General features: G+C 41.2%; 23 protein-coding genes and 3 pseudogenes. 8 read left to right on the forward strand and 18 right to left on the reverse strand.

What is annotated here, in order from left to right:
• Positions 1 to 364 precede the first annotated feature (364 nt).
• From ACEWFH_RS21790 to ACEWFH_RS21810, 5 genes are all read left to right on the forward strand, one after another.
• A complete protein-coding gene (locus ACEWFH_RS21790) occupies positions 365 to 994 on the forward strand; it encodes an ABC transporter permease subunit (protein WP_473725660.1) in 630 nt (209 codons plus the stop codon).
• A 41-nt stretch (positions 995 to 1,035) separates the two neighbouring features.
• Positions 1,036 to 1,863: an ABC transporter permease subunit gene (locus tag ACEWFH_RS21795; RefSeq protein WP_473725661.1), complete on the forward strand. Its 828-nt coding sequence runs from the start codon at positions 1,036 to 1,038 to the stop codon at positions 1,861 to 1,863.
• The gene (locus ACEWFH_RS21800) at positions 1,860 to 2,798 is read left to right on the forward strand and encodes a hypothetical protein (RefSeq protein WP_473725662.1); all 939 of its coding nucleotides are present in this window, start codon (positions 1,860 to 1,862) and stop codon (positions 2,796 to 2,798) included. The genes ACEWFH_RS21795 and ACEWFH_RS21800 overlap by 4 nt, the downstream gene beginning before the upstream one ends.
• An 80-nt stretch (positions 2,799 to 2,878) precedes the next feature.
• Positions 2,879 to 3,796, forward strand: coding sequence for an ABC transporter ATP-binding protein (locus tag ACEWFH_RS21805; RefSeq protein WP_473727395.1), 918 nt, complete (start codon positions 2,879 to 2,881; stop codon positions 3,794 to 3,796).
• Positions 3,789 to 4,724 carry an ABC transporter ATP-binding protein gene (locus ACEWFH_RS21810; protein ID WP_473725663.1) on the forward strand — a complete coding sequence of 312 codons (936 nt, stop codon included), beginning with the start codon at positions 3,789 to 3,791 and terminating at the stop codon, positions 4,722 to 4,724. The genes ACEWFH_RS21805 and ACEWFH_RS21810 overlap by 8 nt, the downstream gene beginning before the upstream one ends.
• Here ACEWFH_RS21810 and ACEWFH_RS21815 read toward each other — a convergent pair.
• From ACEWFH_RS21815 to ACEWFH_RS21825, 3 genes are all read right to left on the reverse strand, one after another.
• A complete protein-coding gene (locus ACEWFH_RS21815) occupies positions 4,653 to 4,874 on the reverse strand; it encodes a hypothetical protein (RefSeq protein ID WP_473725664.1) in 222 nt (73 codons plus the stop codon). The two genes, ACEWFH_RS21810 and ACEWFH_RS21815, sit on opposite strands and share 72 nt — an antisense overlap.
• 168 nt (positions 4,875 to 5,042) lie before the next feature.
• A complete protein-coding gene (locus ACEWFH_RS21820; protein WP_473725665.1) occupies positions 5,043 to 5,186 on the reverse strand; it encodes a hypothetical protein in 144 nt (47 codons plus the stop codon).
• On the reverse strand, positions 5,183 to 5,542 hold the full coding sequence (locus ACEWFH_RS21825) for a hypothetical protein (RefSeq protein ID WP_473725666.1): 360 nt from the start codon (positions 5,540 to 5,542) through the stop codon (positions 5,183 to 5,185). The genes ACEWFH_RS21820 and ACEWFH_RS21825 overlap by 4 nt, the downstream gene beginning before the upstream one ends.
• Positions 5,543 to 5,647: 105 nt before the next feature.
• Between ACEWFH_RS21825 and ACEWFH_RS21830 the strand changes: the two genes are divergently transcribed.
• The gene (locus ACEWFH_RS21830) at positions 5,648 to 6,607 is read left to right on the forward strand and encodes a glycine-rich domain-containing protein (protein WP_473725667.1); all 960 of its coding nucleotides are present in this window, start codon (positions 5,648 to 5,650) and stop codon (positions 6,605 to 6,607) included.
• Positions 6,608 to 6,737: 130 nt separating this feature from the next.
• On the opposite strand, the pseudogene ACEWFH_RS21835 reads toward ACEWFH_RS21830, so the two are convergent.
• Positions 6,738 to 9,820, reverse strand: a pseudogene (locus tag ACEWFH_RS21835) (efflux RND transporter permease subunit).
• A gap of 94 nt (positions 9,821 to 9,914) precedes the next feature.
• Here ACEWFH_RS21835 and ACEWFH_RS21840 point away from each other — a divergent pair.
• Positions 9,915 to 10,754, forward strand: coding sequence for a TetR/AcrR family transcriptional regulator (locus ACEWFH_RS21840; protein ID WP_473725668.1), 840 nt, complete (start codon positions 9,915 to 9,917; stop codon positions 10,752 to 10,754).
• A gap of 45 nt (positions 10,755 to 10,799) precedes the next feature.
• On the opposite strand, the gene gatB is transcribed toward ACEWFH_RS21840, so the two are convergent.
• The 11 genes and pseudogenes from gatB to pcrB all read right to left on the reverse strand — a co-directional run bounded on the left by gatB (position 10,800) and on the right by pcrB (position 23,535).
• Positions 10,800 to 12,230, reverse strand: a complete 1,431-nt coding sequence (gene gatB, locus ACEWFH_RS21845) for an Asp-tRNA(Asn)/Glu-tRNA(Gln) amidotransferase subunit GatB (protein WP_473725669.1) — start codon at positions 12,228 to 12,230, stop codon at positions 10,800 to 10,802.
• Between the two features lie 12 nt (positions 12,231 to 12,242).
• Positions 12,243 to 13,700, reverse strand: a complete 1,458-nt coding sequence (gatA, locus tag ACEWFH_RS21850; protein WP_473725670.1) for an Asp-tRNA(Asn)/Glu-tRNA(Gln) amidotransferase subunit GatA — start codon at positions 13,698 to 13,700, stop codon at positions 12,243 to 12,245.
• A gap of 15 nt (positions 13,701 to 13,715) precedes the next feature.
• Positions 13,716 to 14,006, reverse strand: coding sequence for an Asp-tRNA(Asn)/Glu-tRNA(Gln) amidotransferase subunit GatC (gatC, locus tag ACEWFH_RS21855; protein WP_473725671.1), 291 nt, complete (start codon positions 14,004 to 14,006; stop codon positions 13,716 to 13,718).
• Between the two features lie 218 nt (positions 14,007 to 14,224).
• Complete coding sequence (locus ACEWFH_RS21860; RefSeq protein WP_473725672.1) at positions 14,225 to 14,479, reverse strand: YciI family protein; 255 nt, start codon at positions 14,477 to 14,479, stop codon at positions 14,225 to 14,227.
• 88 nt (positions 14,480 to 14,567) lie between these two features.
• Positions 14,568 to 14,912 carry a DUF3905 domain-containing protein gene (locus ACEWFH_RS21865; protein ID WP_473725673.1) on the reverse strand — a complete coding sequence of 115 codons (345 nt, stop codon included), beginning with the start codon at positions 14,910 to 14,912 and terminating at the stop codon, positions 14,568 to 14,570.
• Between the two features lie 233 nt (positions 14,913 to 15,145).
• Positions 15,146 to 16,693 carry an L-glutamate gamma-semialdehyde dehydrogenase gene (gene pruA / locus ACEWFH_RS21870; protein ID WP_198769255.1) on the reverse strand — a complete coding sequence of 516 codons (1,548 nt, stop codon included), beginning with the start codon at positions 16,691 to 16,693 and terminating at the stop codon, positions 15,146 to 15,148.
• A gap of 563 nt (positions 16,694 to 17,256) precedes the next feature.
• Positions 17,257 to 18,342, reverse strand: a complete 1,086-nt coding sequence (locus tag ACEWFH_RS21875; RefSeq protein WP_473727396.1) for a CamS family sex pheromone protein — start codon at positions 18,340 to 18,342, stop codon at positions 17,257 to 17,259.
• Positions 18,261 to 18,467, reverse strand: coding sequence for a hypothetical protein (locus ACEWFH_RS21880; protein WP_473725674.1), 207 nt, complete (start codon positions 18,465 to 18,467; stop codon positions 18,261 to 18,263). The genes ACEWFH_RS21875 and ACEWFH_RS21880 overlap by 82 nt, the downstream gene beginning before the upstream one ends.
• A gap of 42 nt (positions 18,468 to 18,509) precedes the next feature.
• Positions 18,510 to 20,515: pseudogene (gene ligA / locus ACEWFH_RS21885) on the reverse strand (NAD-dependent DNA ligase LigA).
• Between the two features lie 21 nt (positions 20,516 to 20,536).
• Positions 20,537 to 22,776: pseudogene (pcrA, locus tag ACEWFH_RS21890) on the reverse strand (DNA helicase PcrA).
• 66 nt (positions 22,777 to 22,842) lie between these two features.
• Entirely contained in the window at positions 22,843 to 23,535 is a 693-nt protein-coding gene (gene pcrB, locus ACEWFH_RS21895; protein WP_473725675.1) for a heptaprenylglyceryl phosphate synthase, read from the reverse strand.
• 160 nt (positions 23,536 to 23,695) lie between these two features.
• Here pcrB and ACEWFH_RS21900 point away from each other — a divergent pair, with 160 nt between their 5' ends.
• Positions 23,696 to 24,229 carry a GNAT family N-acetyltransferase gene (locus tag ACEWFH_RS21900; protein ID WP_473727397.1) on the forward strand — a complete coding sequence of 178 codons (534 nt, stop codon included), beginning with the start codon at positions 23,696 to 23,698 and terminating at the stop codon, positions 24,227 to 24,229.
• Here ACEWFH_RS21900 and ACEWFH_RS21905 read toward each other — a convergent pair.
• From ACEWFH_RS21905 to ACEWFH_RS21915, 3 genes are all read right to left on the reverse strand, one after another.
• The gene (locus tag ACEWFH_RS21905; protein WP_473725676.1) at positions 24,226 to 24,756 is read right to left on the reverse strand and encodes an NAD(P)H-dependent oxidoreductase; all 531 of its coding nucleotides are present in this window, start codon (positions 24,754 to 24,756) and stop codon (positions 24,226 to 24,228) included. The two genes, ACEWFH_RS21900 and ACEWFH_RS21905, sit on opposite strands and share 4 nt — an antisense overlap.
• A complete protein-coding gene (locus ACEWFH_RS21910; RefSeq protein WP_473725677.1) occupies positions 24,753 to 24,902 on the reverse strand; it encodes a hypothetical protein in 150 nt (49 codons plus the stop codon). The genes ACEWFH_RS21905 and ACEWFH_RS21910 overlap by 4 nt, the downstream gene beginning before the upstream one ends.
• Before the next feature lie 158 nt (positions 24,903 to 25,060).
• Positions 25,061 to 25,483, reverse strand: a complete 423-nt coding sequence (locus tag ACEWFH_RS21915) for a MarR family winged helix-turn-helix transcriptional regulator (RefSeq protein WP_473725678.1) — start codon at positions 25,481 to 25,483, stop codon at positions 25,061 to 25,063.
• Positions 25,484 to 25,714 lie beyond the last annotated feature (231 nt).

The raw sequence follows: 25,714 nt of genomic DNA on the forward strand, positions 1-25,714 counted from the left end.
ATACTGGAGATTATCCAGTATTTTTTTGAATAAATCGCGCTATGTTGTACGTCAAATAACTAACAAGGTATTTTTGGAAACTTAACATATTTATATTTCAAAAATATGTCATTTGTTTTACAATTATTTCAAGCTCAGTGACTATTGAACGGAGGTGTAGAATGAATTTTTCTTTTCACAGTTATTCAAAACGATTCATCTCAACTGTTTTAGGTATTCTTGTCATCAGTGCTCTTCCATCCCTTTTATTCGGCATTAACTTTCACATGCAAGAAAAGGTTTGGATTTATACCACAACTTCGTATAAGGGGACCCCGGTTAATCGTGATGTATTTCCTGAAATCTTTAACAAGTTTTTTACTCCATGACGATTTTCGTATTAGCTTTACTATTAGGTTTATTGATTGCACTGATCCTTACCTTCATCACGACCATGCTCCCGAAATTTGTTCAACGTTTCATTTATGGAACTTTGACAGTATTAGAATCATTTCCCGATTTATTTATTGTTGTTGTACTCCAATTATTTATCGTCTATCTCTACAAACAAACCGGCGTTTTGGTTGATTTTTATAATAGTTACGATAATCCCATCTATTTGTTGCCTGTTCTCGTGCTCTCTATCGTACCTACCATTCAGTTATTCAAGCTCACTTTACTTTTAATGAGAGAAGAGCAGCACAAGATTTATGTAACAGTAGCCCGTTCCATGGGTCTAAGCCGACTTTATATCATATTAAAGCATGTATTTAGAAATATTTTGACAAGTCTCATTCAATATGCAAAACCTATCGTTGTTTTTATGCTTTCAAATCTACTTATCGTAGAGTACGTATATAATTTAAACGGAATTTTGACCTTACTGCTGTATACGAAAGGTGTTGTCTTTTTAGTAACTGCCCTTTTCATTGCCCTGCCCTTTTCATTGCTGTTTGAAATGGCGGATTCCTATACCGCATCGGTAAAAAAACAGGTGGATGACAATGCGGCATAACAAAACGTGCAAAGGTCACTATTTACGAACTGAGGTGTAATATGTATTTTTCTGTCCATAGTTATTTAAGGCGGCTAAGGTCAACCATATTAGGCATTCTTATCATCAGTATTCTTCCGGCACTTATTTTCGGTATAAACACCCAGTTAAATCAACAGGTATATGTCTATTCACTGAGAGGTTTAACTGTAACAAAAGACATGTTTCCTGAGATCTATGATCAGTTTTTTTACTCTATGAAAATCTTCTTTGCTGCTCTGCTTCTAGGTTTATTTGTTGCACTCGTTCTTACCTTCATTACTACGATGCTTTCAAGATTCCTCCAACGTATCGTTTATGGTTTTTTAACTTTATTAGAATCATTGCCAGATTTATTTATCGTAGCGGCATTGCAGGTTTTTATCGTGTACCTCTACAAAAAGACGGGGATCGTCATCTATTTTTACAATGATTACAATAATCCCATTTACTTGCTTCCTATTATCGTGCTTTCTATCGTGCCAACCATTCAACTGTTTAAAATTACTCTTTTATTAATGAGAGAGGAACAGCACAGATCCTATGTAACGGTCGCAAGAGCTATGGGCCTCAGCCGGTTTTACATTACATTAAGACATGTGTTTAGAAACATTTTGAGAAGTCTATTCCAATATTCAAAGACAATCTTTGTTTTCATGCTTTCAAACTTGTTTATCGTAGAGTATGTATACAATTTGAACGGAATTATGTACTTATTGATGAATACGAAGGGCGCCGCCTTTTTAGTAACTGCACTTTTCATCGCTATCCCTTTTTCGGTGCTGTTTGAAATTGCGGATAACTATAATGCGTCAGTAAAAAACAAACAGACGGAGGAACAAGCGGCATGATTATAAAACTAGCAAAACAGCCCCAATTTCTTATTGGGCTTCTTTTTATACTGAGTTTACTAGTCTTCAGTTTCTATTGGACCGATATTTTGGATGTCAAAAGATCAGAAGCTATGAAACTTATGGACTTTAAATATGATGAAGATGGAAAAATCATTGATCACATTCCATATTCTCCATCTGAAGAGCCACCATTTGGTACTGATTTAGTTGGCAAACAGCTTTTTTATCAGATTGTAGATGGAGCAAAATACACAATCTTAATCGCGTTTGTAATTGCATTTTTTAGAATAGTAGTTTCAGTTGGAATTACACTGATCAATCCAAAAGCAAACTATGCGTTTCTTAACGATCTTGTTTCAGCGACACTAACCATCCCTACAACGATTCTAGCTTACTTATTTATGAGTTCATTATTGATGAAGCATGCGATGGAGCGTAAAAGTTTTACAGAATTGCTTGTGATGCAATGCCTTGTTTTAATCTGTATTGGTGTACCTACATTGATTTCAACTTTTTCTCGAGAAATCCAGGACATCCTCGACAAAGATTATATTAATAACACGTTTGCTATTGGAGCTAAGAAACCTTATGTGTATTACAAACATGTACTCCCTGAGCTGTCTACACGATTAATTTTGTTGTTTGCTCAGCAAATGATTCAAGTATTAATCCTCTTGGCTCATTTAGGTGTATTGGCCATTTTCATCGGTGGAGCTGAAACATTGGCGTTAGGAGATCCCTTAAGTGTGAGACTTGTAGATATTCCTTTAGCTGGAGAATGGTCAGGGATTATCGGAATGTCATTTACGAAATTGCAAGCCGCACCGTGGGTAATCTTAATTCCTCTTTCATGCTTTGCGGTTACGATATTGGCTCTTAATTTAATCATTCAAGGCATTCAGAATGGTGTTGAAGAAACAAACAAGTTATAAAGGGAGGTGCACAAAATGGATCAACATATCTTACAAATCGAGAACCTACATGTTACTTTCAAAAAGAAAAAGAAAAGGATATTGCCGTAAATGGCGTCAGTCTTCAAATAGAAAAAGGACAGACCGTTGCACTAATTGGAGAGTCTGGTTCAGGAAAGAGCATCACCTCTCTTTCGGTATTGAACCTTTTGCCCGTTAACGGCAGCGTTGAAATGGGATCCATAACTTTTAACGGTAAAGATCTTCTGAAACAATCGGAAAAACAAATGCGAAAAATCAGAGGAAATGAGATTTCGATGATCTTTCAGGATGCCATCGCCTCTCTTAATCCTGGCATGAAAGTTGGCGTGCAAATTACAGAAGGACTCAAATATCATAAACTTCTTCCAAAAGCTGAGCTTAAGGCAGAAGCACTTCATTTGCTCGAACAAGTAGGTTTTCAAAATCCTGCCCATGTTTATAATCAATATCCCGAGCAGCTTTCAGGCGGTATGAAACAGCGTATTCTTATCGCTATGGCGATCTCGTGCAAACCTAAGCTTATTATTGCTGATGAGCCTACTACCTCACTCGATGTTACGATTCAAAGGCAGGTTCTTGATTTAATTGATCGTTATAAAACGGATCTGGATGCCTCTGTTCTCTTAATCACCCATGATTTTGGTGTGGTGGCAGAGTACGCTGACTGGGTTTACGTCATGCTAGGCGGTCACATTGTGGAGTCTGCAGATGTGTATACAATATTTAAAAACCCTGTTCATCCATACACAAAAGCCCTAATCGGAAGTATCCCTAATCCGGAAAATGGTCAGGAGCGCTTAAAGAGCATACAGGATTATACGTTTGAAGATACAGGCTATAATGGCAGAAAGTTCGCACCCGAAACGTACACTTACGAAAGCAGTTCATTTAATGCTCCCTCCTCCCTTGTTGAAGTAGAGCCGCTGCATTATGTTCGTTTCTACGATTCAGAAAGGAAGGTAGTTGCCATTGGATAACCTATTGTTAAGAGCTCAGAATCTATCAAAATATTTTACAGACAAATCTGGTGTTCATAAGGCATTGGATGGTGTCTCACTAAACATTCAAAGAGGAGAAACGCTTGGGGTTGTAGGTGAATCAGGTTCAGGAAAAACGACTCTCGGGCGTACAATCATGCGTTTATATAAACCAGAGCATGGACAAATCTGGTTTGAAGATAAAGAAATCACTAGGCTGAATGAAGGAAAGCTGCGTCCCTACCGAAAAGAGATTCAAATGATTTTTCAGAATCCATACGAATCGTTAAGCCCAAGAATGACAGTGGGAGAAATTCTTGAGGAGCCGTTATTCATTCAAAGAATGGGAACCAAAAAAGAACGAACAGATAAAGCACTCAGCATGCTAGAAAAAGTAGGTCTTCCAAGAACTTCGTATAAAAGGAGAATTCATGAATTCTCAGGAGGTCAGCGCCAAAGAGTGGGCATTGCACGAGCACTGATGCTAGAGCCAAAGTTCATTATTGCAGATGAACCTGTTTCTGCGCTGGATGTTTCCGTTCAAGCTCAAGTTCTGAATCTATTAAAAGATCTGCAGACAGAAATGAATCTAACTTGCTTGTTTATCTCGCATGACTTAAGTGTGGTTCATTATATGAGTGATCGTGTTGCCGTTATGTATCTGGGTCATTTAATAGAATTGGCTCCAAAAGAGGAGTTGTATCGCAACCCGATACATCCCTATACAAAATCATTGCTGGCTTCCATTCCTGTTGCAGATCCAGAGCGGCGAAACCCGTATCGCGAGCCGATCGTTTTGCCTGAGAAGCCGCTGTATCCCCCTCAGCTGGTACACGTTGGGAACGAGCATTATGTTTCAGCGAATATGATTAACATTAAAGATTTTGAGATTGAAAGCTATCAAAAAGAAGTAAGTTACAGCAAATAGAGTTGATGGAAGGCTGGCTGATGCCAGTCTTTTTTTATATTCTAGCGGTCCTTGCTGTTCTTGAAAGAAGTTGATTTCCGTTCCAGGTGCTCGCTTTCCGCGGGGCAGGCGGTGAGCCGCATTCGTACGTTTCACGTATAAGTGTCTCACCTGCCAGCCTGTCCTAGCCGTAGTCTCTCACCTTCCACTCCAATCAACTATTCAATGAAGAAGATGTGCAAGATACACACTCCACCTCCAATTTGTCGAACGGGGTAAAATTTTAGAAATACATGAAAAAACGGCGCTGTTGATCAGAACCGTTTTATTTTTAGTATTTTATATGTTTTTCCGCAAAATCACAAACATACTTACTCCCATCGCTCCTACCGTAAAAATAATTCCAATTATCAACCCAATCCAAGCCATAAACATGTCGTCACCTGGATAAGCAGGTTCAAGGTTCATATAATACCAAATCATCCATCCGATAAAAAAGAGAAAAAAGAACTTCCGATACATGCCATCTTCACCTTATCTTTGAATGAACCATTCCAAGCCTCAGAAAAAACAACCCATGTTAGTAAGCTTAATGGTATGCACAACAGCAAACCAAAAGTTGAACCGTATGGTATGAAGAATAGAATGACAAAAGCAATGGCAAAGAGAGTTGCGTCTATTGCAAACAAGACTGCACCGGCAAGCAAATAATTTTTGCTTAAGCTGCTTCTCTGTAATTTATCGCTAATGTTCGTTACAATACCTGCTGAAGAAAACTCTCTTTGTTTAGATAGAAGCATAATGGTAAACACAATTCCTGCTAACAAAATGATAGTCATTTAAAACATACCCACTTTTTTACAATTATTACATCTTATATTATCATGAAAAGAGAGATTAAGAATATAGCTGTTTTGTAGGAGAAGTTAAAGGAGGCGCTAACAATGTTTGAATTGATTATTTTATTTATAGCGATTGCTGTAATTGCTCCCCTTGTGCTGAAGTACACGACAAAACCAAACTACCAAAAGGTTGCTGAAAAGACAGTACTGCCACCTGACCTGGGGATTCGCGATAAACTCTTTCTGCAAAAAAGCGTAAGAAAGATGGAACGAGCTCTTCCACGCGAGTTTAAAGAAAAAATTAAACGAAGATACCTTTCTGAGCACCCAAAGGCAACAGATGCGTATTTTGAAGCTGTTTTTTACGAACTTCAACGTTTTTTTATTATGTGTTCACTCTTAAATAATGTTCCAATGTTCAGCAAAAAGGTCGATGATATCTGGCACGAGATGCTGATGTATACGAAGGAATATGAAAAGTTTTCGTTAGATCTTTGCGGAGAACACATTCATCACGCACCGAATGACGTGGTAAAACCAGATCCACATGGTAGAGCATGGTTTGACCTTCTGTACGCTAAACTTTTTACGTTTACCGATTTTACTCATATCGCATGGGGTACTTTCTTTCAACATCCGCTGCACCAAGGCCTTTTACAGGAACTGCACACACTATCTGTTGAGGAGCTAGGTAAAAGGTATTTTAGAGAAACCGCAGATGAGAATACGGTTCATGCGCTCTTAACAAAAATTAAAGGCGATATTAAACGCATCTCTAAAACACACGATCCATACAAAGGGATGAAAGTATCCCCACATTCCATTGATAGTGCACCTATTCTAGCTGGAGCAATGCTTTATTATTCCTATCACCATCAGGATCAATATGAGATGTACATGGGGAAATTAAGTCCAGCATCCAGCTACTACTCTGGCAGCACGACAGCCTGCGGCAGCGGGTGCGGCAATCACCGTGACGATGGCGGACATGACAGCAGCTGCAGCAACGGCAGTGACAGCAGCTGTGGAAGCAGTTGCGGCAGTGGGTGCGGTAGTAGTTAATGTAATGCAAAAAGGGCCGACTAAATTTATTTTAGTTGGCCTTTTCCTTGGTTTGCGTTATTGGATTTTTAAAACATATAAATAAAGCCCTGCAGGATGACTGTTCATCTTGCAGGGCTCATTCATTAATTTAATTTTCTTCTACTTCTTTACGATTCTTTTTAAAGATTTTGGATAAGACTTCATACACGATTGGCACGATAATCAGGGTCAATAATGTAGAACTTGCTAATCCACCAATTACGGTAACGCCAAGGCCTTTCGAGATCAGTCCACCACCGCCTGAGCCGACTGCTAACGGAATCAACGCTCCGATTGTTGCAATAGCTGTCATCAGGATTGGACGAAGACGCGTTGCGCCCGCCTCTAGAATCGCTTCACGCATACTCATTCCTTCACGTTCCATGTGAATGATGCGGTCTACGAGTACGATCGCATTTGTTACAACAATACCGATCAACATCAACAGACCCATCATAACCGATACAGAGATGGTTTCACCCGCGATCAATAGACCAACAAATGAACCAATAACGGCAAACGGAAGTGAGAATAGAATCGCAAATGGTGCGACACCTTCACGGAATGTTACGACAAGAATGAAATACACAATTGCAATTGCCGCAAGCATGGCAGCTCCAAGCTGCGTAAAGGTTTCGGTCATATCTGCCTGAACACCTGCAACTCCAACGGTTACTCCTTTTGGCATATCCAATTTGTCGATGTCTTTTTGAACTTCCGAAGTTGCTTTGGACATATCATCGCCGATCGCCTTACCTGAAACGGTAGCATAATATTCCCCTTTACTTCGGGCAAGGGTATTAAGCGTTGTTCCTTTTTCGACCGTAACAAGCTCAGATAACGGCATTGTCGTGCCAAGAGCTGTCGGTACTTGTCTTGCTAAAATATCATCCACTGATTTAGGTTGTTTCGTTTGCTCCTGCTGAACAATAACATCAAGTGTATCTCCGTCTTTTTCGATCGTCGTTAAGACATCATCCGCTTTTATCGGATTCAGCATCATCACGATCTGACCTGTTGTTAGTCCATATTTCAAAATCTCATTTTGATCGACGTTAAACGTATGCTCAACGAACGCATCCTTCGCGCTTGAAGTAACATCCTCTAACTGGTCGTTCTTCTTCATGGCGTCTTCTGCCATCTTTACCGCTTTATTGAGTTTATTCAAATCTTCACTGTAGAACGTATAGTTGACTTCATTTTCAGCTCCCGTTGAGGCAGCGAAGTTCTGACTCTTCCATTCGCCTGATTGACCAAGGTCAGCGACATAGTCTTCTATTTCATCTCGCACTTCTGGGAAGTTCTCCATTTCTGGATCAAAGATGAGGTACATGAGTGCCCCGCCTTCTCCTCCACCGGCCATAGCCATCATCGGATCTGCGTTATCTGAAACAGAGATTTGAACGATATCAATATAATCACGTTTTAGCATCTTTTCTTCTAATGCTTCAACGTTTTTCAGTGTTTCTTCTTTAAGCTCCCCGGCTTTTGGTGTGTATGTTAAGTACATCACTTTGTCTTCTTCACTGCCCATGAAGCTGAAACCGATGATAGGCGTTAAAGCTAAACTTCCTGCAAGTAAAAGGACAGCCAAGATAGAAGTGATAATTTTATGATTAAGAGATTTATTAAGAACCCCTTTATACCAGTTTGCTAATTTACCAGTTTCCTTATGGCTGCTTTCTGTCTTTTCGCCATACAGCTTTTTCTGAACAAAAAGTGTGATAATGCAGGAACAATGGTAATCGCCACAATCAGTGAGGCACCAAGCGCAAACGTCATCGTTAACGCGAACGGCGCGAACAGTTCGCCTACCATACCACCCACAAAGATAAGCGGAGCGAACACCGCGACTGTTACCAGGGTTGATGACAGGATTGGCTTGAACATCTCAATGGTTGCTTCTCGTATTAACGCACGTCCGTTTAATTTTTCTTCTCTCAAATGCAATCGTCGATAAATATTTTCTACGACAACGATAGAGTCATCGATTACACGTCCAATTGCTACCGTAATTGCTCCTAGCGTCATGATGTTTAACGTAATATCCATCCAGTTAAGGAGCACTAACGCCATGAAGATCGAAACTGGAATAGAGATGATCGAAATAATCGTCGATTTAAAATCACGAAGGAACAGCAAGATGATTAATACAGCAATCAAGCCGCCAAATAAGGCTTTTTCAATCATCGTTGCAACTGAATCTTCTATCGGTTTTCCTTGGTCGAGTGACACATCGATTACAAGACCATCTACTTTTGATTTCTCTTCTTTAATTAGGTCTTTCACACCATTTACGACATCAACGGTGTTTGCTTCCTGTTCTTTAACGATTTGAATCGCGATCGCTTCATCTCCATTTGTTCGAGAGACGGACTCTACTTTACCAACTGTTTTGATATCAGCAATATCACTAAGCTTTACAAATGGGGTTGGATTTGTTGCGGATGGTGTTACAGGAATCATCATATTCTTCAATTCATCTGCCGTCATGAACTTACCATCAACCGCAACTGCTTCTTCACCCTTTTCAAACTCATAAAGTCCTAGGGAGACTGCCATGTTGCTTGCCTGAATCATTTCTTTTACTTTATCTTCTGTTAGACCATACTCAGACATTTTATCTTTTTTATATGTAAGGTCCACTTCTTCAATATGCTGACCAGTAATTTTTGCTGATGCAACACCATCGATCTTCTCGATTTTTGGAAGAATCATCTCTTCAACTGTTGAAGTTAATTCAACGATATCTTCTTTCGTACTACTTACACTTAGTGCAGCGACTGGCATCATATTCATGCTGATTGCTGTCACTGTCGGCTCTTGTGCTGTTTCGGGCAACTCGACCGCATCGAGCGCAGATTGCAATTCACGCTTTGCTTCATCCATATCTATCCCGTATTCATATTCCACTTGAATATTTGACATGTTTGAATATGAATTAGAATAAACGGCTTTAACATCTTCAAGACCTTCAACCGCTTTCTCTATTGGCATGGAAACGTCTTCCATCACTTTCTCAGGAGTTGCTCCAGGATAAACGTCCATTACCATTAAATAAGGAATCGAAACATCCGGAATCGTCTCCATATTCATTCGTGTCCCTGAATAGATACCTGAAACTGTTATAATGATGGTAAGCAGCCATACGGCTAATTTATTCATCAGAACGAAATTAACTAAACCTTTCATTAGTCCACCAACCCCTAATTGACTTATCAAACTCAATTACTTATACTAATGACTGGTCGGTCATTTGTCAATGAAATATATTAGGAGCGATAAAATGAGTAAGAAACAATTAATCATGGAAAGTGCTCTAGAACTCTTTGCAAAACAAGGTTTCGAGGCTACTTCTGTACAACAAATAACCGAACATGCCGGTATTTCCAAAGGTGCTTTTTACTTATCTTTCAAGTCAAAGGACGAATTGGTCATTGGACTGATTGATCACTTTATGCTGGAATTCATCTCAGATATTGACCATGTAGTCAAAAATTATACCAATGATAAAAATCTTTTAAATGAATTTTATAAAGCAGCGTTTCATTCCTTTCAAAAGCATTCTGATTTCGCCAAAATTTTTATCAAAGAGCAATCGCAAACCGTTAACGAAGAACTCATTTCTAAAATGCATCACTATGACAAATTATTCGATAAGATCATATTAGGAATGCTAGAACGGTTATACGGTGAGGAAGTCCTTCATACAAAATTCGATCTGATCTATTGTGTTAAAGGCTTCTTTCATACGTATTCACACTTATTTTTGTTCTTTAACGTACCGCAGGATCTAACTAGATTAAGTCGATCACTTGCAGAAAAAACTTCTTTGCTTGCCAAACATTCTGAGACCACTTTTATAACAGAAGAGCTTTACCATACGTTCAACGAACCGCTGAATGAAAATAAAAATTCAACTCAAGAACAGCTACTCGAAATGATTGAACAAAAGATTGAAGAAATTGATAACCTTACTGTGAACGAATCCTTAGTTCTGCTGAAGCAGCACATTAAAGAACCAAACCTAAGCCCGGTTCTAGTGAAAGGTTTACTTGCAAATATCAAAGAACACCCTAAGTGTCTGCAGATATCATATTTACTTCGGAATTATTTAGAGTTATAGATGAAACAAAAAATCCTCCCGTGACTAGACAGGAGGATTTTTGTTTTATCTCTTTTTAAGTTCTTCAACGATTAGTTTATTGACTAACGGCGGATTTGCTTTTCCTTTTGTTTCTTTCATTACTTGACCGACTAGGAATCCAACAGCTTTTTCTTTGCCGTCTTTGTAGTCGGCAACAGATTGTTCGTTCGCATCAAGAATCTTCACGACGATTTCACGGATCGCTCCTTCGTCTGAGATCTGCACGAGGCCTTTTTCTTTTACGATTTTTTCTGCATCGCCACCGTTTTCAATCAACTCTTTGAAAACAGTCTTCGCAATTTTATTAGAAATTGTACCGTTCTCGATCAGCTTAATCATGCCAGCAAGACCTTCTGCTGTTAGTGCCGTTTGATCGAGCTCTCTGCCTTCGTTATTAAGATAAGCACTCACTTCACCCATGATCCAGTTGGATGCTTGCTTTGCATCTGCACCAGCCGTGAGCGTCGCTTCAAAGAAATCTGCCATTTCTTTTGTCATTGTAAGTACTTTTGCATCATATTCCGGAAGTCCGAAGTCACCAACATAACGCTTTTGGCGCGCATCCGGAAGTTCTGGAATGTCCGACTTCACACGATCCATCCACTCTTCATCAATAAAAATAGATACGAGGTCAGGCTCAGGGAAGTAACGATAGTCGTCAGATCCTTCTTTTACACGCATCAGGATTGTCGTTTTCGTCGCTTCATCATATCGGCGAGTCTCTTGAAGAATCTCTCCTCCAGCTGAAACCACTTCACGCTGACGCTTCTCTTCATGCTCTAATCCTTTTTGAACGAAAGCAAACGAGTTCAAGTTCTTAAGCTCTGCCTTTGTTCCGAACTTCTCTTGCCCAACTGGACGGATAGAAATGTTGGCGTCACAGCGCAACGAACCTTCTTCCATTTTACAATCCGACACACCCGTGTATTGAATGATCGCTTTTAACTTTTCTAAATAAGCATATGCTTCTTCAGGCGTACGAATATCGGGCTCCGATACGATCTCAACAAGTGGCGTTCCCTGACGGTTCAAGTCAACGAGTGATCCGTCTGCCGTATGCGTCAGCTTACCTGCATCCTCTTCCATATGGATACGCGTGATGCCGATTTTCTTTTTGTTTCCGCCCACTTCGATCTCGATCCAGCCGTTTTCACCGATCGGCTTATCAAACTGCGACACTTGATACGCTTTCGGATTGTCTGGATAAAAGTAGTTTTTACGGTCAAATTTTGTTTCTCTATTAATTTCGCAGTTAAGCGCAAGTGCAGCACGCATCGAAAAATCTACAGCTTGATGGTTCACAACAGGCAACACCCCCGGATGTCCTAAGCAGATCGGACACACATTCGTGTTCGGCGGTGCACCAAAGTTTGTAGAACAGCCGCAGAAAATCTTAGTGTTTGTTTTTAATTCTACGTGTACTTCTAATCCAATTATCGTTTCAAATTCGCTCATTTTCTGCACCCCCTACAGCTTCGGCTTTTCTGTGTGATGATCTGTTGCTTGCTCAAATGCATGTGCTACGCGATAAATCGTGCTCTCGTCAAAATGCTTTCCGATAATCTGAAGACCGATCGGCAGTCCATCAGAGAATCCGCACGGTACTGAGATCGCGGGAACGCCAGCTAAGTTAACTGGAATCGTTAAGATATCGTTCATGTACATCGTTAACGGATCTTTTGTCATAGAACCGCATTTGAATGATGCAGATGGCGTTGTTGGTCCGATAATCACGTCGTATTTTTCAAAAATGTTCGTAAAGTCTTCTTTAATGAGCGTACGAACTTTTTGTGCTTTTTTATAATAAGCGTCATAGTAGCCAGAGCTTAACGCAAACGTTCCAAGCATGATGCGGCGTTTTACTTCCTCACCAAACCCTTCACTTCTGGACTGCTTGTACATTTCAATCAAGTTATCGCTATTGTCCGAACGCAATCCGTAACGAACTCCATCAAAGCGTGAAAGGTTAGCAGATGCCTCAGACGAAGACAACAAGTAGTAAGTCGCAAGTGCATAACGCGAGTGCGGCAGAGATACTTCTTCCCATGTCGCTCCAAGACCTTCAAGCACCTTCAACGCTTCCATAATGCGTTCTTTCACGCCCGGTTCCACACCTTCACCAAGGTACTCTTTTGGCACAGCAATTTTAAGTCCTTTTACATCACCTGTAAAAGAAGCGAGATAATCCGGAATATCCACTTTTGCAGATGTAGAATCCATCGGGTCGTTGCCTGCGATCGCTTGCAGCAAGTAGGCATTGTCTTCAACGTTGCGCGTTACAGGTCCAATTTGGTCTAGTGAAGACGCAAACGCAACTAAACCATAACGTGAAACTAAGCCGTACGTTGGCTTTAATCCAACAACACCGCAGAATGCAGCTGGCTGACGGATTGATCCACCCGTATCAGAGCCTAGCGAGAAAAGAACTTCTCCTGCTGAAACGGATGCCGCAGACGCACCTGAAGAACCGCCCGGCACACAAGAAAGGTCCCAAGGGTTATGCGTTGGGTGGAAACCTGAGTTTTCGTTTGATGATCCCATCGCAAACTCATCCATGTTCAATTTTCCGATCGTAATCGTATCTGCTTGATTTAGGCGTTCGACTACGGTTGCATCATAGATCGGTTCAAAGTTTTCTAAAATTCGGGACGCACATGTTGTACGAATCCCTTTTGTTACGATGTTATCCTTGATTCCGATCGGCATACCAAAGAGCAGTCCTCTGTCAGCACCGGAAACAAGCTTCTCATCTAATTGTTTAGCCTTAATGCGGCTGTATTCTTCATTTAATGTTAAAAATGCTTTAACCTTGCCATCCACTTGATGAATACGGTCAAACGTAGCATCCACAATGTCAGTTACACTAAGTTCTTTCGTATGTAATAACTGATGCAGTTCTGAAATCTTTTTATCTAAAATCGACATACGCGGTGTTTCCTCCTACTCCAAAATGTTCGGAACTTTAAACTGGCCGTCCTTTTGTGCCGGCGCATTTTTCATCGCCTCATCCACTGATACAGAATTTCTCACTTCATCTTCACGAAGGACATTTTTTAGTTCCAATACGTGTGTAGTCGGCTCCACGTTATCTGTGTCAAGTTCGTTCAATTCTTCGGCAAACCCGATAATTTTATCTAATTGTTCGGTAAGCAGTTCGGCTTCTTCTTCCGTAACGGCTAACCTGGCTAAATGCGCCACGTGTTTCACTTGATCTTTCGAAATTCGAGACAAGCATGCCACCTCCAAGACTTCTTATACGAAAAGTATTATTCTGATGATAACAAAAAGCTTGCCCTGTAAGCAACTTGAGGACGGAAGATTCACGGAATTGAGTTATTTTGAGATGATAATAGGGAGAAATTAGGGTTTTATGATGCTAATAAATGAAGAAAGAATCTACATAACGTAGATCCTTTCTTAACCGGATACAATTCCTACTGAACTGACCCTTAAATTCCCCACTCATGAAGTTCTAAGCGGCGCACTCCTTCTTTTACGTAAGGATCTTCTTGTGCCAAGTTTTGAGCTTCGTCTAATGTCTCTGCTTTGTAAACCACCATACCGCCTGCTCCGTCTAAGAATGGTCCTTTTAAATGAACCTTATCTTGTGCCACAAGTTCCGCTAGGTAATCAAGGTGCTCCTGACGGAATTCTTGGTTAAGTTCCGGTTTTTCCATATGTAAAATCGCTGCGAAATATGCCATGTTTGTTACCTCCTTATTTGTTATGTTCATCTTACTACATAGTGTTGAACACCAAAAGAAAAACACCCGGTTGATTGACCGAATGTTTTTAGTCTTTTCCGTAGCTCGAATCTTTTGTGGGATGCCGGAGCATGCCTTCTTTCGGCGGAGCCTTCTTTTCGATCAGATCGCGGTTCATGTTCGTGTTCCAGCCGATATCGTTCGTAGGATGCACCCACTCTTCACCAGCCATGATTTCTGGATCCGTATCCTTGCTCCAGTTGTTCAGAGGAGAATTTTCTGAATCGTAGAAGCTGTCTCCGATTACTACGCCATGTTCGTTTACGAATGGCGCCTGCATCTTCATACCCGTTTCTTTGAAGTCCGGGGAGCTGATCTGATGCGGCATCGTTTCATCCAAATCGACTTTCTTTTGCTCTTTATCTTTTGACATTTTCACACCTGCTTCCATATCGTTATACGATTAACTTTTCCTGAAGGAGGGTGTATAATCCATTTTTTGTTTGCAGATTGTGTGAAGACTTATAAATTTATTTGAGGACTTATAAAAAAGTTTGAAGACTTATAAATTTTTTCAAGACTTATAAATTCTGCTGAAGACTTATAAATGAAATTACCACAGAAAAAAACCCTTTCTCAGTCGAGAAAGGGCCACACATTTTGCGATTATAGTGTTTCTGAAGTTGTTTTTGCTTGCATGTGAAGTGTTAGGTAGTCTGGGCCACCAGCTTTTGAGTCAGTTCCAGACATGTTGAATCCGCCGAATGGCTGATATCCAACGATAGCACCTGTACATCCACGGTTGATGTAGAAGTTACCTACGTGGAACTCTTCACGCGCGCGCTCGATGTGCTCACGGTTGTTTGAAAGAAGTGCACCTGTTAGACCGTAATCTGTGTTGTTTGCGATTTCCATCATGTGATCGAAATCACGCGCTTTACACACAGCTACAACTGGTCCAAAGATTTCTTCTTGCATCAAGCGAGCTTTTTCATCAACGTCAGCAAAGATTGTTGGCTGGATGAAGTAACCTTTAGAGTCGTCGCCTTCTCCACCAGTCATCAGACGGCCTTCTTCTTTTCCGATTTCGATGTACTTCATGATCTTGTTGAAAGAAGCTTGGTCGATTACCGGCCCCATGTAAGTTCCAACTTCTTCAGGGCTACCCATTGTTAGAGTCTTAGTAAGAGCTACAGCTTTTTCTAAAACTTCGTCATACACATCTTGGTGGATAACGGCACGAGATCCAGCAGAACATTTTTGTCCAGAGAATCCGAATGCAGAGTAAACGATTGAGCTAGCTGCTAATTCAAGGTCAGCGTCACGGTCAACAACAACAGTGTCTTTTCCGCCCATTTCAGCAATTACACGCTTCAACCAGATTTGGCCAGGGTGTACTTTTGCTGCGCGCTCATAGATACGGCAACCCACTTCACGAGAACCTGTGAATGATACAAAACGTGTTTTCGGGTGATCCACTAGGTAGTCACCAATCTCTGCTCCGCTTCCAGGAACAAAGTTAAGTACGCCTGCAGGAAGTCCTGCTTCTTCCATTACTTGAACGAACATCGCTGCAATTACCGGAGTTGAGTTCGCTGGCTTCAACAATACTGTGTTACCAGAAACGAACGCTGCTGCTGCAGTACCTGCCATGATCGCAAACGGGAAGTTGAATGGAGAGATAACAATACCTACTCCAAGTGGAATATAGTTAAATTTATTGATTTCGCCATCGCGGCTTACTACTGGTTGTCCAGCTTTAAGTTTGATCGCTTGACGTGCATAGTATTCTAAAAAGTCGATCGCTTCAGCTGTGTCAGCGTCTGCTTCTTTCCATGGCTTACCTGCTTCTTTTGTAAGCATAGCGGAGAATTCATATTTACGGCGGCGGATGATCGCTGCTGCACGGAACAAGATGTTCGCGCGGTGCTCAGGATCCCACTTTTTCCAAGATTCGAAGGCTGTTAATGCAGCTTGCATCGCTTGCTCAGCATGATCTTGAGTCGCTTTAGAAACAGATCCAATCACTTCTTCTTTGTTAGCTGGATTTATAGAAACAATCTTCTCATCTGTCGTGATTTTTTCACTGCCGATAACAAGTGGAAACTCTGTACCAAGCTTTGAGTTAATAAGCTTCAAGCCTGCTTCGTAAGCTTCCTTGTTTGCAGGAACTGAAAAATCCATAAATGGTTCATGACGGTATTCACGTGTCATAATAAATTCCCCTCCTATTAAAGCGTTTTCATTATTGGGTTTCCCACGTTCATTCTACATGAACATTACGTTTTGTTCAAACAAACAGACAATAGTCAGAATTCTTTATTTTCAAGGGCTGAGACCCCTTTTTGCATCTTCTTTCTTTATAATGAATGATTAATATGTTTTTGTATGATTTGAAGTGAAATTTGCGGTGAATGTCCGAATAATTATGAATTTTGTTATTTGAGAAGCATATTTTTCCAAGGTTAATTTTACAACATTGAAAGTGGTTGATTTCCGTTCTAGAATTTCAATTTTTTTTGGAAATGTTAGGCTAGTGTACATACCACTCAGGGTATTCAAGGCATTAATTCAAGAAATTCGAGTCATAATTCCTGAAATTTTTAGTTTAATCCCGCGAGATCCAGCTTTATTTCCGTGAGTTTTGCTCATATATCCGCGAGATGACATAATTAGACTAACTACACCTCGCTCAATACCCCCTCCACTACAAACAACAATTGTATAAAACATCAAAGAAACCCGCTAACCTTAAAGTCAGCGGGTTTTGAAAATCTCTATTTTCGGTAAATATGCACAAATGGCTCTTCTTGTGTTGTTTCATCTTTTACGATAAGCGCTTCTGGTTGATCAACGGCTGAGCCAATGTACACTTCTACTGGTACATTTGGCAGCTCTCCCAGCGCGGAAGTCGCAACAAACTGAGTAAAGGAGATGATTTCTGCTTTACCGCGGAACTGAACGGGTATTTCAATCGTCATACGCTCTAAGTTTCCGTCCTTATAAAATCCTTTTCCGATTACACCGATAAAGTTCGGGAAGTACTCTTGAACTTTTGATTTAAAAGTCGTGAACTTCTCATAGTCGCTTCGTTTCTTTTTAGAAGCTGTATCTGACGGGAATAGTAAATAGTCTTCATCCACGTCTTCCCACGAGCTGATCGAATTGCTTCCTTTTTTCACAACACCTGACGCAAAGAAGTTTCCTGGTGTAACAGAGTCACGCTCTTCTTCTTGATAAAGAGCGAAAACGATCGGCACATCCTTTAGTTTTGGATCCGTACGTAAACGACTTGCAACTTGTCCGGCAATTTTCTGTGCTTCTTGTTTTACCTTGGCGCGGTCAAGCTTTACTTCACCAGGATAGATCAAGCTATCTTTGTTCACATTGTAATAATACGTTGAGTTAAAAGACAAACCGATCACGACACCGCCGAGTTTTACTTTTCCGTCACCGCTTTGAACAAGATAGTTATGCTCAAGAACATAGGAAAGATACTTAGGGTTGTTCTTGTTTGCTTCAAGCATTTTATCTACGTATTGACCATCACCTTGGTCCACTTTTGCACCTAATTTAGGGTTCAGACCAGTTTGGTCAAACTCACTCTTGCTTTTTCCTGGTTCTTCATCAGCTCTTCTTAGCCAGTTTGTTACCGTTGGCTCATTGAGGAACTGTCCTTCTTGGAAAAAATATTTGTCCGTGTTGAACGTGTCTTGTGCGATGCGCATTAAGCCCATTTCAAACTCGTTAATATCTAGACGGTTATCAACACCGAAGCGGATTACACCACGGGCTCCACCTGGTTCGAACGGAAAAATACTTCGATAGTACTTTTCACCAGTGTTAATCTCCCCTGTAATAATCGCTTTCTCTTCTTTTTTCCCTTTTCTTGCACGACCTTTTCTTCTTTTTCCAGCTCATCATTCCCCAAACAGCCGGTCAAAATAAGTACAGTGCTTATGAAAAGGAGTCCAACCCGTTTCATCATTACGGACACTCCTCTAATATTGTTGGTTAGCTCTCGCCAATCTTATTTGTTAAGCTCGTCCACCAATTTTTGCTCATCCCATATTTCAATGCCAAGCGTCTTCGCTTTATCAAGCTTGGAACCTGCATCTTCACCAGCAATCAGCATATCTGTGTTCTTACTTACGCTTCCGGTCACTTTCGCTCCTAAGCGCTCTAGTTGTTCCTTCGCATCATTACGGGTTAAAATCGATAATTTCCCCGTTAACACAACAGTTTTCCCAGCGAACGGCGTATCTAGATCCTCAACCTTTACAAGCTTCGGCCCCTTATACTCCATGTTCATGCCGAGATTCCTCAGTTCTTCCATCAGTTCTTTTACTTCAGGCTTTGAGAAGTAAAGCTGAATAGAGTCAGCCATTTTTTCACCGATCTCTTCTACAGCTAAAAGTTCTTCTTTAGAAGCACTCATCAAGCCATCTATGTGTTCAAAACGCTGTGCGATCGTCTTTGCGGCTTTTGCTCCCACATGACGGATTCCTAAACCAAAAAGAAGGCGCTCTAAAGAGTTTTCCTTTGATTTTTCAATCGCAGCAAGCAGATTGTCAGCTGACTTTTCACCCATACGTTCTAATTCTAACAGTTTATCACGCTCTAGCTTGAATAAATCTGCAAAGTTCTCAATTAATTTTTCCTTAAATAGCTGCGCGACTACCTTTTCACCAAGTCCGTCAATGTTCATCGCGTTGCGGGAAACAAAGTGGATAAACCCTTCACGAATTTGTGCCGGACACTGCGGATTTAAGCATCGCAAAGCCACTTCACCGTCTAATCGCTCGAGTTTGCTTTCACACTCTGGACATTCAGTCGGCATATTAAAATCAGTTTCATCACCCGTACGGCGTTCAGTAATCACATTTACGACTTCTGGAATGATGTCGCCCGCTTTTTCACAACTACATAATCACCGATCTTGATATCTTTTTCGCGAATCAAGTCTTCATTATGTAAGGAAGCACGCTTGACTGTCGTTCCCGCTACTAAAACCGGCTGCAGCAATGCCGTCGGTGTCACTACACCTGTTCGGCCGACATTCAACTCGATTCCTTCAAGCTTTGTAACGACTTCTTCAGCAGGAAACTTATATGCGATCGCCCAACGCGGGTTCTTCGCTGTAAACCCTAGTTCCTCTTGCTGATACAAAGAATTTACTTTAATCACAATTCCATCAATCTCATATGGAAGATCTGGGCGTTTCTCTTGCCAGCTGTTCACATACTCAATGACTTCTTCAATATTCCCACACTTTTTCCACTCAGGATTTGTTTTAAAACCTAAGTGACTTAAGTACGTTAAGTTTTCGTCATGTGAATCGACCGAGTGACCTTCAAGCTTTCCAACACCATAAAGGAAAATGTCGAGGTTACGGCTTGCAGCAATTTTCGGATCAAGCTGACGCAATGAACCAGCTGCTGCATTTCTTGGATTCGCAAAAAGCTCTTGACCTTCTTCTTCTCTGTGGGCATTCAGCTTTTGAAAAGACTTTTTCGGCATGAACGCCTCACCGCGCACTTCAAGCCTCACTGGGTCTTTCAGCTTAAACGGGATAGAGCGAATCGTTTTTAAATTATTCGTAATGTCTTCACCGATTGTGCCGTCGCCACGCGTAGCGCCTCGAATGAAACGGCCGTCTTCATAAGTAAGTGACACGGCTAATCCGTCAATCTTCAATTCAGCCACATACGAAACATTAGAGCCAACGCCATCTCTTACACGGCGGTCAAAATCGCGCAGATCTTGATCGTTAAAGGCATTGCCTAGACTCAGCATCGGTACGGTGTGCTCGACTTTTTCAAAAAAGTCCAAAACAGCACCGCCTACACGTGATGTAGGCGAATGCTCGTCATGGAGTTCTGGATGATTGTTTTCAAGTTCGATCAGCTCTTTCATCAGCTGGTCATATTCAGCATCAGGTACAGACGGTTTGTCGAGTACGTGATATTCGTAATTGTATTTTTCTAGCATGTCCCGGAGTTCCAGGATGCGTTTCTTCGCATGTTCTTCGTTCAACCCGTTCCACTCCTTCTTTTCTTACGCTTTTTCGATCGGGGCAAATTTAGCAAGCAGTCTTTTCACACCAACCGGCTGAGGGAATGCAATATCAAGTTCCAGTGAATCACCTTCACCGCGCATGCTCACAACCGTTCCTGTTTCCCATTTACGGTGTTTGACTTTGTCGCCTACTCTCCACTCCAGTTTTTCCCCGCCAGAAGATTGATAGACAGGTGTAACCATTTTCTTTTTCGGAGCCATAAAGGATGGAGTTGATCCACCTCCTGAGCGAGAACCGCCACCCCAAGGAACTGAAGGTTTTTCTTTTACTTCTGCTTCGATCAAATCGGCTGGAATTTCAGCGATAAAACGCGATTCCGGATTCGTTGTCGTACGTCCATAAAGGGTACGCATTCTTGCATTTGTTAAGAAAAGCTCTTCTTCAGCACGCGTGATCCCAACGTAAGCAAGTCTGCGTTCTTCTTCCATCTCATTTTCCTCAAAGAGCGCACGGCTATGCGGGAAGACCCCTTCTTCAAGTCCCATTAAGAAAACAACCGGGAACTCCAAACCTTTTGCAGAGTGTAGCGTCATAAGCACGACCGATTCCTTCGGCTTATCATCTGCTGCATCTTCATCAAGCTTATCGATATCCGCAACAAGGGCAAGATCTGTTAAGAAAGCAATCAGCGATTTGTCTTCCTGTTTCTTTTCAAAATCTTGCGTTACGGAAATAAATTCATCAATGTTCTCTAAACGGCTTTGAGCTTCAATCGTTTTCTCCGCTTTTAGTGCGTCACGATAACCGGTCTTGCTTAGCACTTCTTCTGTTAGTTCTGTCACAGAAAGGTACTCCTGCTGGCGCGTCCAGTTCGTTACAAACTCAGAAAACTCTCTTAAAGAGTTGGTTGCACGAGCACTAAGGCCGATCTGTTCCACTTCTTGAAGTGCTTGATACATAGAAAGGTCATTGTTCGCTGCATATTGCGCCACTTTATCCATAGATGACGCACCGATTCCACGTTTCGGTACATTCACGATACGCTGAAGCGAAATATCATCGTCTGGATTCGAAATAAGACGCAGGTATGCCAAGATATCTTTAATCTCTTTTCTGTCATAGAACTTTGTACCGCCGACGATGTTGTAAGGAATGTTCGACTTGATCAAAACTTCCTCGATAACACGGGACTGGGCGTTCGTTCTATATAAAATCGCGATGTCATTATAAGAACGTTTGCCAGAAGTTACGGCTTCACGAATCTTGCCTGTTACGTAATAGCTCTCGCCCTGCTCATCATCACCTTGGTAGTACGTAATGCTAGCGCCATCCGTATTGTCTGTCCAAAGATTCTTTGGCTTTCGGTTCATGTTGTTTTCGATCACTTTGTTTGCAGCCTGAAGAATCTTTTTGTAGAACGATAGTTTTGCTCTAATAAAATCACTTCAGCATCATTGTAGTCTTTTTCAAACGATAGAATGTTCGCAATATCCGCGCCGCGCCAGCCGTAGATCGACTGATCAGAGTCCCCTACAACACAAAGGTTGCGGAATCGGTCAGCGAGCATCTTAACAAGCATATATTGCGCGCGGTTCGTATCTTGATACTCATCGACGTGAATATATTGAAACTTACGCTGATAAAACTCGAGCACTTCAGGAACCTTCGCAAAAAGCTGGATTGTCGTCATGATCAGGTCGTCAAAATCTAAAGCCTGATTTTTTCTTAGACGCTTTTCATAGCCTTCATAAACTTCTTTAACAACACCTTCAAAATGGCCATTCGCCACCTTCGCAAAATCCGCTGACGTTTTCAGTTCATTTTTCAAAGATGAAATCGCACTTAAAATGCCACGAGGCTCGTACTTTTTCGGATCATAGTTCAGATCTTTCAATACGGCTTTTACAACAGACAATTGATCTGTCGCATCCAAAATCGTAAAGTTACGGTTAATTCCGATTCGATCGATGTCACGGCGCAAAATACGAACGCACATGGAGTGGAACGTAGAAATCCAGATTTCCTCTGCTACTGGTCCTGTGATCTTAGCAACCCTTTCCTTCATCTCTCTTGCTGCTTTATTCGTAAACGTGATCGCCAAGATGTTCCATGGCGCCACTTCTTTTTCCATCATTAAATAAGCAATACGATGAGTTAACACTCTCGTCTTACCGCTTCCCGCTCCAGCCATCAACAACAATGGCCCGTCTGTATGTTTTACCGCTGCTTTCTGCTCAGGATTCAGTCCTGTTAATAGCTTTTCAATCATTTGATGCATACTCATTTCTACTTCACCGCCCGAACATATATTCTTATTTTATTTTCACTCATTTTTGAGATTTTATCAACTTTTACCCTTAACGGCTTCAACTGTTTCAATCGCTGTGTTCAGATCGTCATAAATGATGTTCCCGACTACCACTGTGTCAGCGAATTCTGCCATCTCACCCGCTTGTTCTGCAGATGTGATTCCGCCTCCATAATAAAGAACAGCATTTTCTAGCACGTTCTTTACTTGTTTAACGATATTGACATCACCATACATACCGCTGTATTCCAAATAAAAGATTGGAAGCTTAAACATTTTTTCGGCCAAGCGGGCATATGCTACAACATCATCTGCCGAGAGACTCGCGTCAGCACTCGAACGTTCTGCTGCCGTACAATTCGGGTTCAAAATGCAATACCCTTCTGTAATGATCTCGTCCCAGTTCATGATGTCACCGAACTCTTTTAAAGCTTCTGTGTGAAGACCTGTTATGAAGTTAGCATCCTTCGCATTTAATACGGTAGGTATATAGTAAAAATCGAACCCTGGTGTAAGAGATTCAATGTTGGAAACTTCAAGCACACAAGGAACCGCATATCTGCGGATTCGAGACATAAGGTCTAATGTATTATCAAGTGTAACCCCTTCAGATCCGCCAACGATAACAGCATCCGTTCCGCTCTCACAAATCAATTCAAGGTCGCGGTCAGAGATCTCTTTATCTGGGTCAAGCTTAAACACATGCTTCCATTTTCGATAATCAAACATTGTGTTCTTCCTTTCCTATTTAAAACAACCCGTGCCTGCTATCACAACAGACCGATTCTGTACTTTTGCATTATATCAAAAATAAAGTTCTCACTCTATGATTCATCATGTGGAAAGATTGTGAAGTTCATACTCGTTTTTGGGAGGAATGCCTGTGCTTATGTGGCATATTGACGATGAAATCATGCTAAAACAAGCAGACGTTAAAGAATCTGATACCATTTACAGACTGCTCGAGCTTTCACGTCAGCATTTAGGCCCGTGGATCAGCTGGGTGGATTATACACAGTCAAACGGTGAGATGAAACAATTTATTAAAACGGTTAACAAAAAGATGAAAGAACAGACCGATGTTGTTCTGTTTATTTGGTATCGCGGACAAGTAGCAGGTTCAGTCGCTTTGTATGATATAAAATGGCACAACCAGTCCGGCATGCTCGGGTATTGGGTCGGTGCAGGGTTTGAGGGGCATGGAATTGCTCAGCGTGCGGTAAGAGGAATGCTTATGTATGCGTATTATACGTTAATGCTGAATCGCGTGGAGCTCCGGGCAGCGGTTCAGAATGAAAAAAGCATCAAGCTCGCCCGCCGGCTCGGCTTTCAGGCAGAAGGCGTTGTCCGGCAGGCTGAATGGATTCGCGGAAATTGCCGCGACCAAGTCCAGATGAGCTTGATGAAGAATGAATTTCATTAAATTTCAGGATTTAAAACGTGAGAGATATAATTCTGTGTGCTTTGTTCAACAGCTTCCTCTGACGCACGAATCGCGCTATGGAAAACGAATGGAGCGATATAACGAGTTCCGATCAAGTTAGAAGTTGCTTGAAACGGACGCAGCAGTTCGCTGATCGTATAGTAATTGAACCCTCCCGCTTGATATGAGAAGTCTGGGCCTCCCGTTGAAATCGCGATCACTAACTCTTTTCCGTGAAGTGAATCTCCGCCAGGACCATATGCCCATCCATATAAAAGCACGGCATCTTGCCATTCTTTTAATAGAGATGGTGAGCTGTACCAGTAAAACGGAAACTGGAATACGATACGATCGTGCTGAAGCAACATACGCTGCTCTTCTTCCACATTTACTTTTCCATCCGGATATAGATCATAAAGTTTGCGTACTGTTACATTCTCTTGCTTCTCGATTTTTTCAGCCCATCTTTTGTTAACCGTAGATGTTTCAAGATTGGGATGAGCGATAATGACTAATGTTTTTTTCATTGATAGATCTTCTTTTTATTCGGCTTTTTCGAATACAGATACATGGTTGCTCTTGAAAGCAGTTGATCTCCGCTCCAGGCTGCTCGCTTTCCGCGGGGCAGGCGGTAAGCCACATTCGGACGTTTCACTGAAAATTTAAAGTTCAATTTTCGAGGAGTCTCGCACCTTCCACTCTAATCAACTTGTCAGTGAAGAAAGTAAACAAAAAAATTAAGAAGCAACAATCTGTTTGAAAAGAGCATTATTATTTATAGGTTACTTCATTTGCTTGTACAAACAACTATAAGTGTAAAAGAGAGCTCATTTAAGAATCGAGCTGCCCTGCTGCAAGATGCGTAGCTTTTGTTAGTGCTTTTCCTTCTTCTTCTCCTAAAATATCAGAGTAGTTTCGGAATAAATTCTTCCACGCTTTCTCGAGTTCTATTTGGATCTCGATGCCTGCTGGTGTCGGATGAATGTGTGACATCTTCCCTTGCACTTTGCGTTCTGCAAGTCCTTTAACGACAAGCTTGTCAACAAATCGTGTAATCGTACTTGGTGTCATATGAAGTTCTTCTGCCAATTCCGATTGTGAAATTCCCGGTTTGTTGTTAACGAGCATCATTAAAAAACCATGCGTAGGCGAAATCCCAGTCGGCCTGAACGATTCCTCTGCCATTTTTGTAATAACGCGAGAAAGCTTGTTCACGGTAAAATAAAGGCAGTTTTCTAAATATTTTTCGGGCATTTGTAGCACCTCTTTTACGATTATTTTGTTTTGTTGTTTGTACATACAACTATAAATTGTAAAGAGCGTAAAGTCAACTCAATTATTATGACGAATTATACGAATAATTTCCCAAGTTTGCTGGATAATTTGACAAATACTCACCTTAATTTGACGAGTATGGTATATATATCGACAAGTCTACAATCCTCGACACCTATCGACACACGTTACACTGCCCACCCAAATAAA

It is taken from the genome of Fictibacillus sp. EA-CB0309 (assembly GCF_055814265.1).

Bases quoted from the DNA above. Each gene is read 5' to 3' on its own strand.
- ACEWFH_RS21790 (WP_473725660.1), top strand. From the start codon at position 365: ATGACGATTTTCGTATTAGCTTTACTATTAGGTTTATTGATTGCACTG.
- ACEWFH_RS21860 (WP_473725672.1), bottom strand. From the start codon at position 14,479: ATGGCATATTTCGCAGCGATTTTACATATGGAAAAACCGGAACTTAAC.
- ACEWFH_RS21900 (WP_473727397.1), top strand. From the start codon at position 23,696: ATGTGGCATATTGACGATGAAATCATGCTAAAACAAGCAGACGTTAAA.
- ACEWFH_RS21840 (WP_473725668.1), top strand. From the start codon at position 9,915: ATGAGTAAGAAACAATTAATCATGGAAAGTGCTCTAGAACTCTTTGCA.
- ACEWFH_RS21880 (WP_473725674.1), bottom strand. From the start codon at position 18,467: ATGATGAAACGGGTTGGACTCCTTTTCATAAGCACTGTACTTATTTTG.
- ACEWFH_RS21905 (WP_473725676.1), bottom strand. From the start codon at position 24,756: ATGAAAAAAACATTAGTCATTATCGCTCATCCCAATCTTGAAACATCT.
- ACEWFH_RS21820 (WP_473725665.1), bottom strand. From the start codon at position 5,186: ATGATTTGGTATTATATGAACCTTGAACCTGCTTATCCAGGTGACGAC.
- gatA (WP_473725670.1), bottom strand. From the start codon at position 13,700: ATGTCGATTTTAGATAAAAAGATTTCAGAACTGCATCAGTTATTACAT.
- pruA (WP_198769255.1), bottom strand. From the start codon at position 16,693: ATGACACGTGAATACCGTCATGAACCATTTATGGATTTTTCAGTTCCT.
- ACEWFH_RS21795 (WP_473725661.1), top strand. From the start codon at position 1,036: ATGTATTTTTCTGTCCATAGTTATTTAAGGCGGCTAAGGTCAACCATA.
- ACEWFH_RS21865 (WP_473725673.1), bottom strand. From the start codon at position 14,912: ATGTCAAAAGATAAAGAGCAAAAGAAAGTCGATTTGGATGAAACGATG.
- ACEWFH_RS21830 (WP_473725667.1), top strand. From the start codon at position 5,648: ATGTTTGAATTGATTATTTTATTTATAGCGATTGCTGTAATTGCTCCC.
- gatB (WP_473725669.1), bottom strand. From the start codon at position 12,230: ATGAGCGAATTTGAAACGATAATTGGATTAGAAGTACACGTAGAATTA.
- ACEWFH_RS21915 (WP_473725678.1), bottom strand. From the start codon at position 25,483: ATGCCCGAAAAATATTTAGAAAACTGCCTTTATTTTACCGTGAACAAG.
- pcrB (WP_473725675.1), bottom strand. From the start codon at position 23,535: ATGTTTGATTATCGAAAATGGAAGCATGTGTTTAAGCTTGACCCAGAT.
- ACEWFH_RS21825 (WP_473725666.1), bottom strand. From the start codon at position 5,542: ATGACTATCATTTTGTTAGCAGGAATTGTGTTTACCATTATGCTTCTA.
- ACEWFH_RS21800 (WP_473725662.1), top strand. From the start codon at position 1,860: ATGATTATAAAACTAGCAAAACAGCCCCAATTTCTTATTGGGCTTCTT.